Here is a 13,696-nt window from a genome sequence, read left to right as displayed (position 1 = left end):
CGGCAGGCCCCGCCCATCGTGTAGGCAATGCGCTCTATCGGAGATGTGCCCTTGGCCGAGACAATAGCATCAGATGAGCAGGCAATTTTGCAGGCAGCCCAGACGCTGGCTGCGGGCAAGCTCGTCGCCATCCCGACCGAGACTGTCTACGGCCTTGCAGCGGATGCCACGAATGGCGATGCCGTTGCCGGTATATTCGAGGCGAAGGGCAGGCCGCATTTCAACCCGCTGATCTGCCATGTCTCGGATATCGCCATGGCGGAGCGCTATGCGGTCATTGATGCACTCTCGCGCAAATTGATGGATGCGTTCTGGCCCGGCCCGCTGACATTGGTCTTGCCGCTGCGCCCTGATACCCATATTCATCCACTGGTTGCGGCAGGTCTCGACACGGTGGCGCTGCGTATGCCGCGCGGTATCGCCGGAAAGATCATTGCGGCGCTTGGCCATCCGCTGGCCGCACCCAGTGCCAATACATCGGGCAAGATCAGCGGCACCAGCGCACAGGCCGTCGCGGATGATCTGGGGGAAAAGATCGCGCTGATCCTTGATGCCGGACCTTCGGAAGTCGGGCTGGAATCGACCATTCTCAAGGTGGATGGTGACGCGGTTCTGCTGCTTCGTCCGGGCGGCCTTGCGGCGGAAGACATCGAAACCCTGATTGGCCATTCCTTGCAGCGCATGGACCAGCGCGCGGCTATTCAAGCGCCGGGTATGATGGCCTCACACTATGCCCCGTCAGCCGGAGTGCGGCTCAATGTGCATGAGGTGCGTGATGGCGAGGCACTGCTGGCATTTGGTCCTGAACGTGCCGCCGATGCACACAAGGCAAGCGCCCGTCTCAACCTCAGCGAGACGGGTAATCTGCGCGAGGCCGCCACCAATCTTTTTGATTACATGAAGCGCCTCGACCGTCTTGGCGGCGCAGTGATTGCCGTCGAGCCAATCCCTTTCACCGGACTGGGCGAAGCCATCAATGACCGCCTTGTCCGCGCCGCTGCGCCGCGTGTGCCTCCCATTGAAGAGTTGGAACAGATCAAATGACCCTGACGCCGGAACTTGCTGCCCGCTTTATATCCATTGTCGGCGAGAAGAATGCCCTGCGCGATGCGCATGACATCGAACCCTATCTGATTGAACCGCGTGAGAAATTCGGCGGCAAGACGACGCTGGTCCTGCGCCCGTCGGAAGTGGAAGAAGTCTCGGCCATTCTGAAGCTCGCGACCGAAACCGGTACAGCCATTGTCCCGCAGGGCGGCAATACCGGCCTCGTCGGCGGCCAGATGCCCGATGCGTCAGGCGAGCAGGTCATCCTGTCCCTGTCGCGCCTCAACAAAATCCGCTCCGTTGAACCATCGGGCAATCTGATGATTGTCGAGGCCGGCGTTGTCCTGCAAAAAGTGCAGGAAGCAGCGGAAAAGGCGGGACGCCTGTTTCCGCTGTCGCTGGGCTCGGAAGGCTCCTGCCAGATTGGCGGCAACCTTTCGTCCAATGCGGGCGGCACGGCTGTGCTTGCCTATGGCAATACGCGCGAGCTTTGCCTCGGCGTCGAAGTGGTTTTGCCAACAGGCGAGGTGCTCAATGATCTGCGCTACGTCAAGAAAGACAATACAGGCTATGATCTGAAGGACCTGTTTGTCGGTGCGGAAGGCACGCTTGGCGTCATCACCGCTGCCGTATTGAAACTGTTTCCCCTGCCCAAAGGCAAAGGTGTGGCCTATGTCGGGCTGAACAGCCCCGATGATGCGCTGAAACTGCTGGCATTGGCGCAAAGCCATGCGGGCGCGTCGCTGACCGGTTTTGAACTGATGCCGCGCGTTGGCGTCGAGTTTTCCGTCGCCCATACGGAAGGCGTGCGCGATCCGCTTCAGGGCGTACACAACTGGTATGTGCTGATTGATATTTCCTCATCACGCTCGGCTGAAGACGCGCGCGAAACGATTGAGGCTATTCTGACGGAAGGTTTTGAAGCCGGACTGGTGGAAGATGCGACGATTGCCGACAGCACCGCGCAGGAAAAATCCTTCTGGCATATGCGCGAAGCCATGTCGATGGCACAGAAACCCGAGGGCGGCTCGATCAAGCACGACATTTCCGTGCCGGTGGCGCGCATCCCCGAATTCATTACCGAGGCCGATGCAGCGGTGCTCGAAATGATCCCCGGTGCCCGCATTGTTTCCTTCGGGCACATGGGCGATGGCAACCTGCACTATAATATCACCCAGCCCAAGGGCGCTGACAAGGAAGCCTTCCTTGCGCGCTGGGGCGAGGTGAATGCGCGTGTTCATGGCATTGTCCGCGCCTATAAGGGGTCAATCTCTGCCGAACATGGCATTGGCCAGCTGAAGCGCAAGGAACTGTCGGAAACCAAGTCACCCGTGGCGCTCGATCTGATGCGCCGGATCAAGACATCATTTGATCCTGCTGGCATCATGAACCCCGGCAAGGTGATCTGACCGCCTTTGCGGTCGCCATGCAATGACGCCTTCGGTTCGCGCCCGCACGTCGGGTGACGCCAGACAGGTGGCAACGGCCTCATATCCGGGCGCGCCCGTATAAGGAGCCACACATATGGGCGGGCTGTGATTGGCGGGGCAGAAGATGATGGTTTCATCACCGCCAACAGCAGCCAGATCCAGAATCACACTGGAGCGCGTCATCAGGAACAGCGGTTTGGCATCGGGGCCGCGCCGTTTGAGATAAGCGCTAAGAGCTTCTTGTGTTGCCTGATCCAGCCCCTGTTCCACCATGTCGATCACCAGCATGGCGGCGGCGGAAGTCTCCATTGCAACGAGAAGTGCGGTCAAAGCCTGTGACGCCGTGGCACCATCCTCGACAAGCCACGCTACAATCCCGTCTACACGTTGTTTGAGGACGGGGTGAGTTTCCGCGACACCATCTGCCGACCTGTCCAACCCGATGAATTCTGCGTTCGGCAAAGCTTTGGCTATGGCAAGCGCCAGCTTTGTCTTGCCGCTGCCGAGCGGGCCAATAATGTAGTTCAATGTCCGGATATCGGACAACGCAAATTGTTCACCACCCCACGGCCATGGCAGATCGAATGAAACTTCGATTTTCGGGGCAGGGCGGATCAGTTGAACCAACTCTGCAGTATCAGGCGTGCGGCCAGCGGCAATATTCGTTCGCATAGCGGATACTTTTTCAATCGTACCGGCGAGATGGTGTAGCTGCCTTTGGAGCACTGCCTGATGTGCTGTTAATGCCGGTTCCAGAGCTTGCCGATCGCCTTTGAGAACCCTCGCTATCTGCGCGAGGCTTAAACCCAGTTGGCGCAGGGCAGCGATCTCGCCAGCCCGTGCCATCTGAACCGGACCATATGTCCTCCATCCTGCTTCCGTGCGGACAGGAGCGATCAGGCCCCGTTGCTCGTAAAGGCGAAGTGCCTTGGTGGAAACGCCGAGGCGTCGTGCTGCTTCGGAAGGGTTCAGGAACTGTGCGGAAGAATTCACGACTCACCTCGTTCGTTGTTGACCGCTCTCCTTATCGGGGCAGCCCCAAGGGCCGGGTCAAGAGCAGGCTCACACAAACCGGCAGTTTATGCTCTGTCAGTGTTTTGTTTATCTCTCTTTTCGAAACCTTACCGATGGTCGAATTTCGATAACCATTCCCCGCGATGAGAATTGATTAACCGCGTTCGTTAAGCGGAACCGGGGGGATTGGCGCCTATTGTTTCCCCATACGAGACCAGAAAAAATTGGTCCGCTCTACAGGGAAATACAAAAGAGAAGACCGGAAAACCGGCTCTCAGGATCGACAGAAGGCGTCACATGAAAAAAGCCGGAGCAAAGCCGGTTTGGGCAGGCCAGGAATTCAGGCTCGACCCATTCCACCTGCCACAGACCGTAACCTACGCCACGCGCGATGATCGCGGCGATATCACCTTCTCGCTGCATGAGCGGGGCGCGGTGGTCAAGCGGGTGCTGCCAAACAGCAACCTGCCCATCTCGCTGGCTCTGCCAGCCTGTGCCTTTCAGGGGGTCACGGCCCGTGCCGCCGAGGACGAGCTTGGCGACATCACCGTGACGCTTGAGCTGATGCATAGCGATCCGCACCTTTCAGTGCCCTTGCTGGTGGCGCATGATCTCAACGACATTGCTGCGGATTGGCGCGCCTGGTCTTCGCTTTTCAAACTGCCGATGATGCTTGTCGAGGAAGACGGCGAAGCCCGTCAGCTTGAACAGAGCATTGGGCCGGTGGCCGTGGCGGAACCGAAAGAACGCCGTCAGGGACGGGAACCGCGCCGCCGCCGTCCACGCTTTCTCGCCCGCCGCAAGATGGGTGATCTCGGTCTGCGCCTCGTCGTGGGCGGTGAAGAAATCATCAGCTCGGGCAGACGCTAACGAATATTCAATCGGTGATTTCCTTCATGCAGTTGTGACATTAGGGTCCTAATCAGAAACCCAGGCAACACTGTATGAGGGGGCTCTTCGATGTCGGGTATTGAACGTCGTCATTTTCTGATCGGCAGCGCTGTGACCGCGCTCGCCGCAACAGCAGTCAATGCATCCGCAGCGGAAACCACTATGCTTCCAGCCGCCAATGACATGGCCATTGCAACCGATCAGTCCTATTGGGCGGCGGTTGGCGATCTCTACGATGTCGAGCGTTCCATCGCTAATCTCGAGAACGGCTATTGGGGCATTATGGCCCGGCCAGTTCTGCAGGCCTACCTGGAAAATACCCAGCGTGTGAACAGGCAGAACACCGTTTATGCGCGCAATGTTTTCAGCAAGGATGCCGAGGACGTGCGCAACCGCGTTGCGGCGGCAGTTGGCGCGGCACCGGAAGAGATCGCACTGACACGCGGCGCGACCGAAGCCCTGCAAAAGCTGATCACTGGCTATAACAGGCTGCAGCCGGGCGATAGCGTGATCTATTCCGACCTTGACTATGATTCCATGCAATATGCCATGAATGCGCTGGCCAGCCGTCGCGGTGTTGAGGTCAAGACCTTCGCCATACCCGAACCCGCAACGCGGGAAGCCGTGCTTGACGCCTATCGCGCGGTGCTGGAAGCAAACCCGAAGGCGAAACTCCTGCTCTTGACGCATTTGTCCCACCGGACAGGTCTTGTCATGCCCATTCGCGAGATTGCCGACATGGCGCGCGCCCGCGGCGTGGATGTGGTTGTTGATGCCGCCCATTCATGGGGGCAGATGGATTTCAAGGTCGCTGATCTGGGTGCGGATTTCGTCGGTTTCAACTTGCACAAATGGATCGGCGCACCTGTTGGCATGGGCTTTTTCTATATCCGCAAGGAAAGGCTCGCCGATATTGACCGGGATCTGGCCGATGAAGACTGGCCAAAGGATGATATCCGTTCGCGCGTTCACACCGGCACAACCAATTTTGCCGCGACCCTGACGGTACCCGCTGCGCTTGATCTGCACGAGATGATCAGTTCAAAACGCAAGCAGGCGCGTCTGACCCATCTTCGCAATTACTGGGTGAACAAGGTTCGGGCCATTGAAAGCATCGAAATCCTCACGCCTGACGATGACACCATGCATGCGGGGATCACCTCGTTCCGCATCAAGGGCAAAATCAGCAAGGATGACAACACGGCCCTGATGACGGCATTGCGCGACAAGCACCGCGTGCTGACGGTGCGCCGCGCGGGGATAACCAAGGGCCAATGCCTGCGTGTGTCGCCAGCGCTCTACACGACCGAAGCGGAACTTGACCGGTTGGTCGAGGGGCTGGGTGCTATCAGTTCGACCTGACAGGCTAGAAGAACGGCTTCACCACCGTCCACAGCGCGCCAAGCACCAGTCCGGCAAAGATCAGCCAGCCGACGACCTTGTTTGAATGGAACAGGCGCAGACATTGTGCGGGGTCGTCAATGTCCAGCACCATGATCTGGCGATACATATGCGCGCCTGCCGCCAGAAGGCCAGCGACGGCAGGCATCGGCACTTCCGCCATGGCAAAGGCCCAGAGGAACAGCACGAGCGCGCCACCATACAGCACCATCAGCGCCTCGCGGGTACGGCTGCCGAACAGTCTTGCGGTTGAACCCACACCGACCAGCGCGTCGTCTTCCTTGTCCTGATGCGCGTAGATGGTGTCATAGCCGATCACCCAGAGGATAGACCCGGCATAGAGCAGCAGCGGCGGAAGGAAATCTTTCAGCGTTGCGGGTGCGCCGAAATGCGCCGACCAGCCAACGAGTGCGCCCCAGGAAAAGGCAAGACCCAGCACCAGCTGCGGCCAGTTGGTGAAACGTTTCATGAAGGGATAGATGGCGACAATCACCAGCGAGGCAATGGACAGAAGAATGGTGAAACCATTGAACTGGATAACCACCAGCAGGCCGACAAGCGCTTGCAGGGCGATGAATATTTTCGCCTGTTTGCGTGTCACCTGACCCGAAGGCAGTGGCCGCGACCGGGTGCGCGCCACCTGATTGTCAATATCCTGATCCGCAAGATCATTATAGGTACAACCAGCCCCACGCATGGCTACCGCGCCAATAAGCAACAGCGCCAGATGCCAGGGTGAGGGGATGATTGACCAGACGCTGTCGCCGACCTTGGCTCCCGCGCTTGAAGCCAGCGCAACGGACCACCAGCAGGGCCAAAGCAGCAGCCACCAGCCGATTGGCCGGTCCCAGCGCGCCAATTGCGCATAGGGCCATAGCCATGCGGGAAGCGCCCGATAAACCCAATGCCCAGACGGCGCATCGAAAACGCGGCCTTGGCCTTCGCTTGACTGGATAATGTCTTTTTCTGATGTCATGGCGTGACCTTGCAGCGAGCGCTTTGCCAGTCAAGTAAATATTGCAGGAAATTGTGGGTTGGGGTGGTTTGAAAGGCCAACCTTCAGCATTGGCACGAGGCAATCACCCCCTCTGCCTTATCGGACTACCGGGGCGAGCACTTGGCGGAAAAGTGTCCGTGGTTCGACAAGCTCACCATGAGGGAGATTGGGGATGCAACGCTAATCGCCAGCATTCCAAATTACAAAGGTTGCAGAACTTAGCTCCCTTACATCCTCACTCTCCCTCATGGTTGTTATGTCGAACCACGAACCACCACCCATCCCCCCACAGCTTTTCCGGGCAAATCTGTGATTGCGTGCTTGACCCCCGGCGCTCAAGGCCATACCGACACAGCAACCCCCTATGCACGGAGCAGAAAAACGATGAACGTCTTGCTTATTGGTTCCGGTGGCCGTGAACATGCTCTGGCGTGGAAGATTGCCGCGTCCCCCGTGCTGACCAAGCTTTACTGCGCGCCCGGCAATCCCGGCATTGCGCACGAGGCTGAATGTGTGGCGCTTGATCCGGCTGATCATGCGGCCATTATTGCCTTCTGCAAGGAAAAGGGTGTCGATTTCGTCGTGGTGGGCCCGGAAGCACCGCTGGTTGCGGGGATTGCCGATGAGCTGCGCGCGGCGGGTATTTCCGTGTTTGGCCCGTCCAAGGCGGCAGCACAGCTCGAAGGCTCAAAAGGCTTTACCAAGGACCTGTGCGCCCGCTTCAATATTCCAACCGGTGCCTATGGCCGCTTTACCAATGCTGCTGCTGCCCGCGCCTATGTGGAAAAACAGGGTGCCCCCATCGTGGTCAAGGCGGATGGTCTTGCGGCGGGCAAGGGCGTTGTGGTTGCCATGACCGTGCAGGAAGCGCTCGATGCGGTGGATGCCTGCTTTGACGGCGCATTCGGCGGCGCCGGTGCCGAAGTGGTGGTGGAAGAATTCCTTGATGGTGAGGAAGCCAGCTTCTTCTGCCTCTGCGATGGCAAGACGGCGCTGCCATTCGGCACGGCGCAGGATCACAAGCGCGTCGGCGATGGCGATACCGGTGCCAATACTGGCGGCATGGGTGCCTATTCACCGGCGCCTGTCATGTCGCAGGCAATCATCGAGCGCACCATGCGCGAACTGATTGAGCCCACCATGCGCGGCATGGCTGAGATCGGTGCGCCATTCAGTGGCGTTCTGTTTGCCGGACTGATGATCACCAGGGATGGCCCGAAACTGATCGAATACAACACCCGCTTCGGCGATCCGGAAACGCAGGTGCTGATGCTGCGGTTGAAGGATGATGTGCTGCTTTTGCTGAAGGCTGCCGCTGACGGTGCGCTGGATCAGGTGTCGGTGCGCTGGAATGACGATCCCGCGCTGACCGTCGTCATGGCGGCGAAGGGCTATCCTGCTTCTCCGGAAAAGGGCAGCGTCATTAAAGGCGTTGATGCGGCCCAATCGGACAATGTTCAGGTTTTCCATGCGGGGACTGCCGAGAAGAACGGTGAACTCGTTGCCAATGGCGGGCGTGTGCTTAATGTCACATCGACTGGCAAAACTGTACAGGAGGCACAGGATGCTGCCTATGCGGCAATTGCCCGGATTAACTGGCCAGAAGGCTTTTACCGGCGCGATATTGGCTGGCGTGCCATTATCAGGGAGAAGGGTGCAGTGCAGTAAAAACTTTGTTGATCGGGTTTTCAACATTGACATCGGCGGTTCGTAGCGCAATGTCTCTTTCAAATCGGAACGAGTGGTTCGCTGAGCCGTACCCTCTGTTTAAACTGTCGGAGAAATTCACCGTGTCCATAACAGCCAAGCGAAGCCTTACTGCGATCCTGCTGATGACTTCGGTTCTGACGGCAACGCCTTCCATGGCCGAAAATCTTTTCGGTGCCATGTCCAAGGCCTATCAGAACAATTCGACGTTGAATGCCAACCGCGCCGGTGTGCGGGTTACCGACGAGAATGTAGCGATTGCAAAATCCGGCTATCGCCCGACTGTTACAGGTCAGGCCAGTGTAACCGCAAACCGCACCAAGCTTGATGGCCGCAAAAGCTCATCAAGCGACACGGCCACCGAAGGCGTTGAAGTCGATCAGATGCTCTTCGATGGCTTTCAGACGAAAAACAATGTTGCAGCTGCAGAGACAGGCGTGCTCGCAGCCCGTGAAGATTTGCGCGGAAGCGAGCAGACAACACTCGCCGCAGCCGTGCAGGCCTATATGGATGTGTATCTCAACCGCCAGATCGTAGCCTTGCGCGAAAAGAACCTGGCGTTCCTGAGCGAACAGGTGCGGTCGAACCGCGCACGGTTCGATGTGGGTGAGGGCACGCGCACTGACGTTGCACAGGCGGAGGCATCACAGGCTACCGCGGTCAATGACCGCAATACTGCCCGTGCCAATGTGAAAATTGCGGAAGCCACCTATATCCAGACCGTTGGTGCCGCTCCGGGCTCGCTGACGGCTGCCGCACCGGCAAAATCTTTGCCAAAATCACTTAAGCAGGCCTATGCGATTGCCGAAGCCAACCATCCCTCGATTGGCTCTGCCAAGCTGAACACGGATGTCGCTGGCTATCAGGTCAAGGTCAGGGAAGGTGTATTGCTGCCGCAGGCGGGTGTCACGGGTACCGTCAGCCGGACAGATATTTTTAACGGCACGTCGCTCACCTCAACCAACAATACCTCTGGCTCGGCGCAGCTGAAGGTTACTGTACCTATTTACGGAGCGGGCAAAACGGCGGCCAATGTTCGCCAGTCCAAGGAAAATCTTGGCCAGCGCCGCATCGAAGTGAATGTGTCCGAGGACAGCGTCCGGCAGGCTGTTGCTTCCGCATGGGCACAGCTGGATGCCGCGCGCGCGTCGATCACGGCGCAAAGAAGCGTTGTTTCTGCCGCACAGCTCGCACTCAATGGCGTGATCGAAGAGCGCAAGGTCGGACAGCGTACAACCCTTGATGTTCTGAACGCTCAGGCTGACGTGATTACCGGCCAGCTCGCACTGGTTCAGGCAGAACATGACAGCGTTGTGCAGAGCTATCAGGTTCTCTCCGCGATGGGCCGTCTGACAGCCAGGCAGGTTGGTCTGCAGGTGGCCGAGTACAAGCCGGAAGAGCATTTTGATGCTGTGAAGGACAAGTGGGGCGGCACGAGAACACCTGACGGCCGCTAAAATCCAGTTTTAGAGGAAAAAACCGGAGTATCCCGAGAAGGATGTTCCGGTTTTTATTTGTGACGCGCGTGTCAGTTGACGACGTGATAGCGCGATGCCGATTTAGTGGTCCTCGAGGCGACCATTCGCTTCGTGTCAGCATAGGCACCAAAATGATCTGATCGGTGGTGACAGACCCGGGTTTTTCCGTTCTTTATTGGGCGCACCAGAACCGGAGGAATTATTCATGTCATCGGCAAATGTTCCGTTTTCCCTTGTGGGGATCGATCATGTGGTCTTTCTCGTCGATGACATGCCGTCTGCCCTGAAATTCTATTACGATGTCTTGGGATGCCAGCCCGGCTATGTCTACCCCGCATTGGGCATGGAGCAGGTGTGGTGCGGCTCGGCCCTGATTGTCCTGTGGGATATCACCCATCCCGGCGCGACAAGCGCCGTGCCGCCGGTTGCGGGCGGGCGCAATGTCGATCATGTCTGTATCGCAACGGGGCCGTTCGACCATGATGCCCTGCGGGCGCATCTTCATAGCCATGGGGTCGAGATCGAGCGGGAAGCCATGCATGGCGGCGCGCGCGGTATGGGGCACTCATTTTACATCCGCGATCCCTTCGGCAACAAGATCGAGATCAAGGGACCAGCGGTTTATCCGGATGGCAGAGACTAGCTCTCGATGACCTCTTGTGGAGACAGATTGCGCAGAGGTATCCAACCTTCCATGCCTTTAAGAGAACGGCACCATGCCCAACCGTGCGTCTCATCCAGTATCAACACCGTTTCACCGGTTGCACAGGTAAGTTCCATGGCTGAATAGTTGCGGCAAGCAATCGATTGCCCCCGAAAGTTTTTCTCAACCGCCGTATCAGGAAGCCAGCCAGTTTTGCCGTCGGGGCCTTTTGCCCATAGCCACGTATGCCCATCCCAGCAATCCGTTTTGCCAGTGAGGATCACTTCATCTCCGACTTTAAGAGTGATCGGATCTGGATATGTCGCGTCATGTCCAAGCGTCACAACTTTCCGCATGACAAGCATTTCCTAACTCTTCTGCAAAGCGAGATGCACGCCAAGGCCGACCAATATTGTGCCACCGGCGCGTTGCATCAGTCGCTGTGCGTGGTTTGAGCGCTTCAGCCGTGTAATCACCGCGCCCGCCAGAAAAACACAGACAAGATCGGCGGAAGAGAACATCAGATTGACGATGGTCCCGAGCAGAACGAATTGCAGCCACACCGGAAACGCCGCCGAAGCATCGATGAATTGCGGCAGGAATGCCATGAAGAAAATGGCTGTCTTCGGGTTGAGAACCTCGACGCTGATGCTTTCGAAAAAGGCGCGGCGGGCAGATTTCTGCGCGACGTCAGGCATGGTTACATCGCCGTTGACCTTGGCGCGAAACAGGGAAATGCCGAGCCAGACCAGATAGGCCGCGCCGCAGAATTTGACCGCGAGATAAAGCATGGGCACCGCGTGGAACAGCACCGACAACCCGGCAGCCGCAGCGATCACATGCACATAGCCGCCAAGATGAATGCCAAGGGCCGCCATCAGCCCGGACCAGCGGCCACGCGCAATGGTTTGCGCCGCTGCGTAAAGCATTGCGGGGCCGGGAATATAGGCAAAAATCGCTGTGGTCAGGAAGAAGGCGATCAGCAATTCGGTCGATGGCATTGGATGCTCCAGACAAGAGGCCACGAGAATGAGAAGCGCAATATAAACAACGTAACGCTGCCTCATACAAGTCAGGATCATTTGCGTTCTGGCGGTAATTATTCCGCCTTATTCAAAACCGCTTCGATGTGATGTCCATCCGGGTCTACAACGAAGGCAGCATAGTAATGCGGGCCGTAATGGGGCCGCAGGCCCGGTGCGCCATTGTCAATGCCACCATGGGCGAGGGCTGCCGCATGGAAGCTGTCAACGGCCAGCTTGTTTGGAGCGGAAAATGCCAGGTGGAAGCCGGGGCCGGGCGCGCATTGACCCTTCGGGCGATGCTTGATCGCAAGCTTGTCGCCACCACCGGGGCTTCCGTAGCCAACGGCCTGATCCGGCTCGCCTGATCGTAAATCCTCCCAGACCCTGACATATCCGAGCGGGGCAAGCACCGCGTCGTAGAATGCAGCCGCGCGTTCAATATCGGAAACACCCAGCGAAATATGGTGGAGCATATGCATGGCCAATTCCTAACCGTCGATGATCTCAAGTTTTTCGGGGGGTGATGCGGCAAGTTCGGCAAAATCGAGATCCTGCTCAAGCGCATGATAAACGTCATCATCAATGATGCCGCTGTGCCGCATGATATTCAGCTTGGCCCGTTTTGCCGCGATGATGGTCAGCCGAAGCTGATCGGTCTTGCTGACGGCGCGGGGATGGTGACCGTCTGCCACGAGATCACGCTCCTCCTCGTAGAACTCGCGCAGGCTGACCGCCGCGTGATCATCCCGTGTATTAAGCTCGAAGAGGGCCGTATCGATAAGCGCAAGCCGGGCGTTGGCGAGATCCTTTTCCAATGACGTATCCGGCGGGAAGCCGAGGAAGCGAATGAGAGGGCCGAGCGTCAGGCCTTGCAGGATCAGTGATCCCAGAACAACGGCAAGGGCGCTCAGGACAATCAGTTCGCGCGAGGGGAATGTGGCTGGCAAGGCCAATGCGGTGGCAAGCGTTACCAGCCCGCGCATACCGCACCAGGATACGATCAGACTCATTCCAAGCGGCGGGCGCGGAAAGCGGGTCTGCGATGGATTGATATAGTGGATAAGGCGATTATAGGCGAGAACCCAGGCAACGCGCACGACCACGACAGTCGCAAAAACCGCCGCTGCGAAGCTCAGCGCAAATGAAAGCTCCTGCGGATCAAGATCGCGAACGATCGTGCGCGCCTGCAGGCCCATCAGCAGGAATGCCAGAACATTGAGCAGGAACACGGAGGTTTGCCAGACGGAATAGGAATGCAGCCGGTTGCGCGGTGCCTGCCGGGCAGGCACGTAATGGGCAATGGTCATGGCAAAGGCGACGACAGCAAGGACTGCCGACAGGTGCAGGCGCTCCGCGATGATCCATGTGCCGAACACAGCGACAAACTCAAACAGCGTTCCACCCAGTGTCCCGGCTAGTCGCGGCGCGAACAGCATGGATGTTCTGGCAAGGAGAAAACCGATGATCAGTCCGCCCGGTACGGCAATGATCAATTGCGGGATGAGGCTGGTGAGCGACGCCGCGCCAATCGCAACACCGACGGCGGCACTGAAGATGAGCAGGGATACGGCGTCATTGAGCAGGCTTTCGCCCTGAAGGATCGCGACAGCGCGCCTCGGCAGTGCAAATCGCCCAAGCATGGCGGCTGCAGCTGCTGCATCTGGCGGGGCAACGATGGCACCCAGTGCGATCGCAGCGGCAAGTGGCAACCCGCCCAATGATACACCAACCCAGGCAACCGCCGCCGTGGTGAGGATGACAACCCAGACAGCAAGCGAGAGGAGGGGCAACCAGTCCCGGCGGATCGTTCGCGGAGGCAGATCATAGGCCGCGTCAAGCAGTGCCGGGGCGATGAACAACGCCATGGCAAGGTGCGGATCAATTGAGATTTCCGGCGCCCATGGCAGTGAAGCAACGATAACACCGGCCACCGCCAGCATCGTTGGATAAGGCACCGCCAGCTTTCTCGACAGCTGGAGAAAGATGATCGCCACCAGCATCAGAACCAGCATGTTTTCAAACAACGCCATCGGCGGACTTTCCGTTAAAGGCGGCTCATCTGT

13 protein-coding genes are annotated in these 13,696 nt (G+C 58.3%); 7 read left to right on the top strand and 6 right to left on the bottom strand.

Annotated features, from left to right (window positions below; translation table 11 throughout):
* The first annotated feature begins 51 nt into the window (after window positions 1-51).
* Both FHW17_RS11900 and FHW17_RS11895 read left to right on the top strand, forming a co-directional pair.
* Window positions 52-1,044 (top strand): L-threonylcarbamoyladenylate synthase, encoded by a 993-nt coding sequence (locus FHW17_RS11900; RefSeq protein ID WP_182509924.1) that lies wholly within the window; start codon window positions 52-54, stop codon window positions 1,042-1,044.
* Window positions 1,041-2,456 carry an FAD-binding oxidoreductase gene (locus tag FHW17_RS11895; RefSeq protein WP_182509923.1) on the top strand — a complete coding sequence of 472 codons (1,416 nt, stop codon included), beginning with the start codon at window positions 1,041-1,043 and terminating at the stop codon, window positions 2,454-2,456. The genes FHW17_RS11900 and FHW17_RS11895 overlap by 4 nt, the downstream gene beginning before the upstream one ends.
* Here the strand turns inward: FHW17_RS11895 and FHW17_RS11890 are convergent.
* Window positions 2,412-3,470, bottom strand: a complete 1,059-nt coding sequence (locus FHW17_RS11890; protein WP_182509922.1) for a MerR family transcriptional regulator — start codon at window positions 3,468-3,470, stop codon at window positions 2,412-2,414. The two genes, FHW17_RS11895 and FHW17_RS11890, sit on opposite strands and share 45 nt — an antisense overlap.
* A 318-nt stretch (window positions 3,471-3,788) precedes the next feature.
* On the opposite strand from FHW17_RS11890, the gene FHW17_RS11885 reads away from it, so the two are divergent.
* On the top strand, window positions 3,789-4,361 hold the full coding sequence (locus tag FHW17_RS11885; protein WP_182509921.1) for a DUF6101 family protein: 573 nt from the start codon (window positions 3,789-3,791) through the stop codon (window positions 4,359-4,361).
* A 90-nt stretch (window positions 4,362-4,451) separates the two neighbouring features.
* On the top strand, window positions 4,452-5,744 hold the full coding sequence (locus FHW17_RS11880; protein WP_182509920.1) for an aminotransferase class V-fold PLP-dependent enzyme: 1,293 nt from the start codon (window positions 4,452-4,454) through the stop codon (window positions 5,742-5,744).
* 4 nt (window positions 5,745-5,748) lie between these two features.
* Here the strand turns inward: FHW17_RS11880 and ubiA are convergent, their stop codons facing one another.
* Window positions 5,749-6,759, bottom strand: coding sequence for a 4-hydroxybenzoate octaprenyltransferase (gene ubiA / locus FHW17_RS11875; RefSeq protein WP_182509919.1), 1,011 nt, complete (start codon window positions 6,757-6,759; stop codon window positions 5,749-5,751).
* Window positions 6,760-7,164: 405 nt separating this feature from the next.
* On the opposite strand from ubiA, the gene purD reads away from it, so the two are divergent.
* The 3 genes from purD to FHW17_RS11860 all read left to right on the top strand — a co-directional run bounded on the left by purD (window position 7,165) and on the right by FHW17_RS11860 (window position 10,608).
* Complete coding sequence (gene purD / locus FHW17_RS11870; protein ID WP_182509918.1) at window positions 7,165-8,448, top strand: phosphoribosylamine--glycine ligase; 1,284 nt, start codon at window positions 7,165-7,167, stop codon at window positions 8,446-8,448.
* A gap of 164 nt (window positions 8,449-8,612) precedes the next feature.
* Window positions 8,613-9,944: a TolC family outer membrane protein gene (locus FHW17_RS11865; protein ID WP_246706815.1), complete on the top strand. Its 1,332-nt coding sequence runs from the start codon at window positions 8,613-8,615 to the stop codon at window positions 9,942-9,944.
* 226 nt (window positions 9,945-10,170) lie between these two features.
* The gene (locus tag FHW17_RS11860) at window positions 10,171-10,608 is read left to right on the top strand and encodes a VOC family protein (protein ID WP_113094844.1); all 438 of its coding nucleotides are present in this window, start codon (window positions 10,171-10,173) and stop codon (window positions 10,606-10,608) included.
* On the opposite strand, the gene FHW17_RS11855 is transcribed toward FHW17_RS11860, so the two are convergent.
* The 4 genes from FHW17_RS11855 to FHW17_RS11840 all read right to left on the bottom strand — a co-directional run bounded on the left by FHW17_RS11855 (window position 10,605) and on the right by FHW17_RS11840 (window position 13,663).
* Window positions 10,605-10,964, bottom strand: coding sequence for an SH3 domain-containing protein (locus FHW17_RS11855; protein ID WP_112525119.1), 360 nt, complete (start codon window positions 10,962-10,964; stop codon window positions 10,605-10,607). The genes FHW17_RS11860 and FHW17_RS11855 overlap by 4 nt on opposite strands.
* A gap of 12 nt (window positions 10,965-10,976) precedes the next feature.
* Window positions 10,977-11,609 carry a LysE family translocator gene (locus FHW17_RS11850; RefSeq protein ID WP_091881200.1) on the bottom strand — a complete coding sequence of 211 codons (633 nt, stop codon included), beginning with the start codon at window positions 11,607-11,609 and terminating at the stop codon, window positions 10,977-10,979.
* 98 nt (window positions 11,610-11,707) lie between these two features.
* On the bottom strand, window positions 11,708-12,106 hold the full coding sequence (locus FHW17_RS11845; protein ID WP_113094863.1) for a VOC family protein: 399 nt from the start codon (window positions 12,104-12,106) through the stop codon (window positions 11,708-11,710).
* A 15-nt stretch (window positions 12,107-12,121) separates the two neighbouring features.
* Entirely contained in the window at window positions 12,122-13,663 is a 1,542-nt protein-coding gene (locus FHW17_RS11840) for a cation:proton antiporter (RefSeq protein WP_112525061.1), read from the bottom strand.
* Window positions 13,664-13,696 lie beyond the last annotated feature (33 nt).

The sequence above is a fragment of the Phyllobacterium sp. P30BS-XVII genome (assembly GCF_014138335.1).
Classification (GTDB): Bacteria; Pseudomonadota; Alphaproteobacteria; order Rhizobiales; family Rhizobiaceae; genus Phyllobacterium; species Phyllobacterium meliloti.
This window is presented reverse-complemented; position numbering and strand designations above follow the sequence as displayed.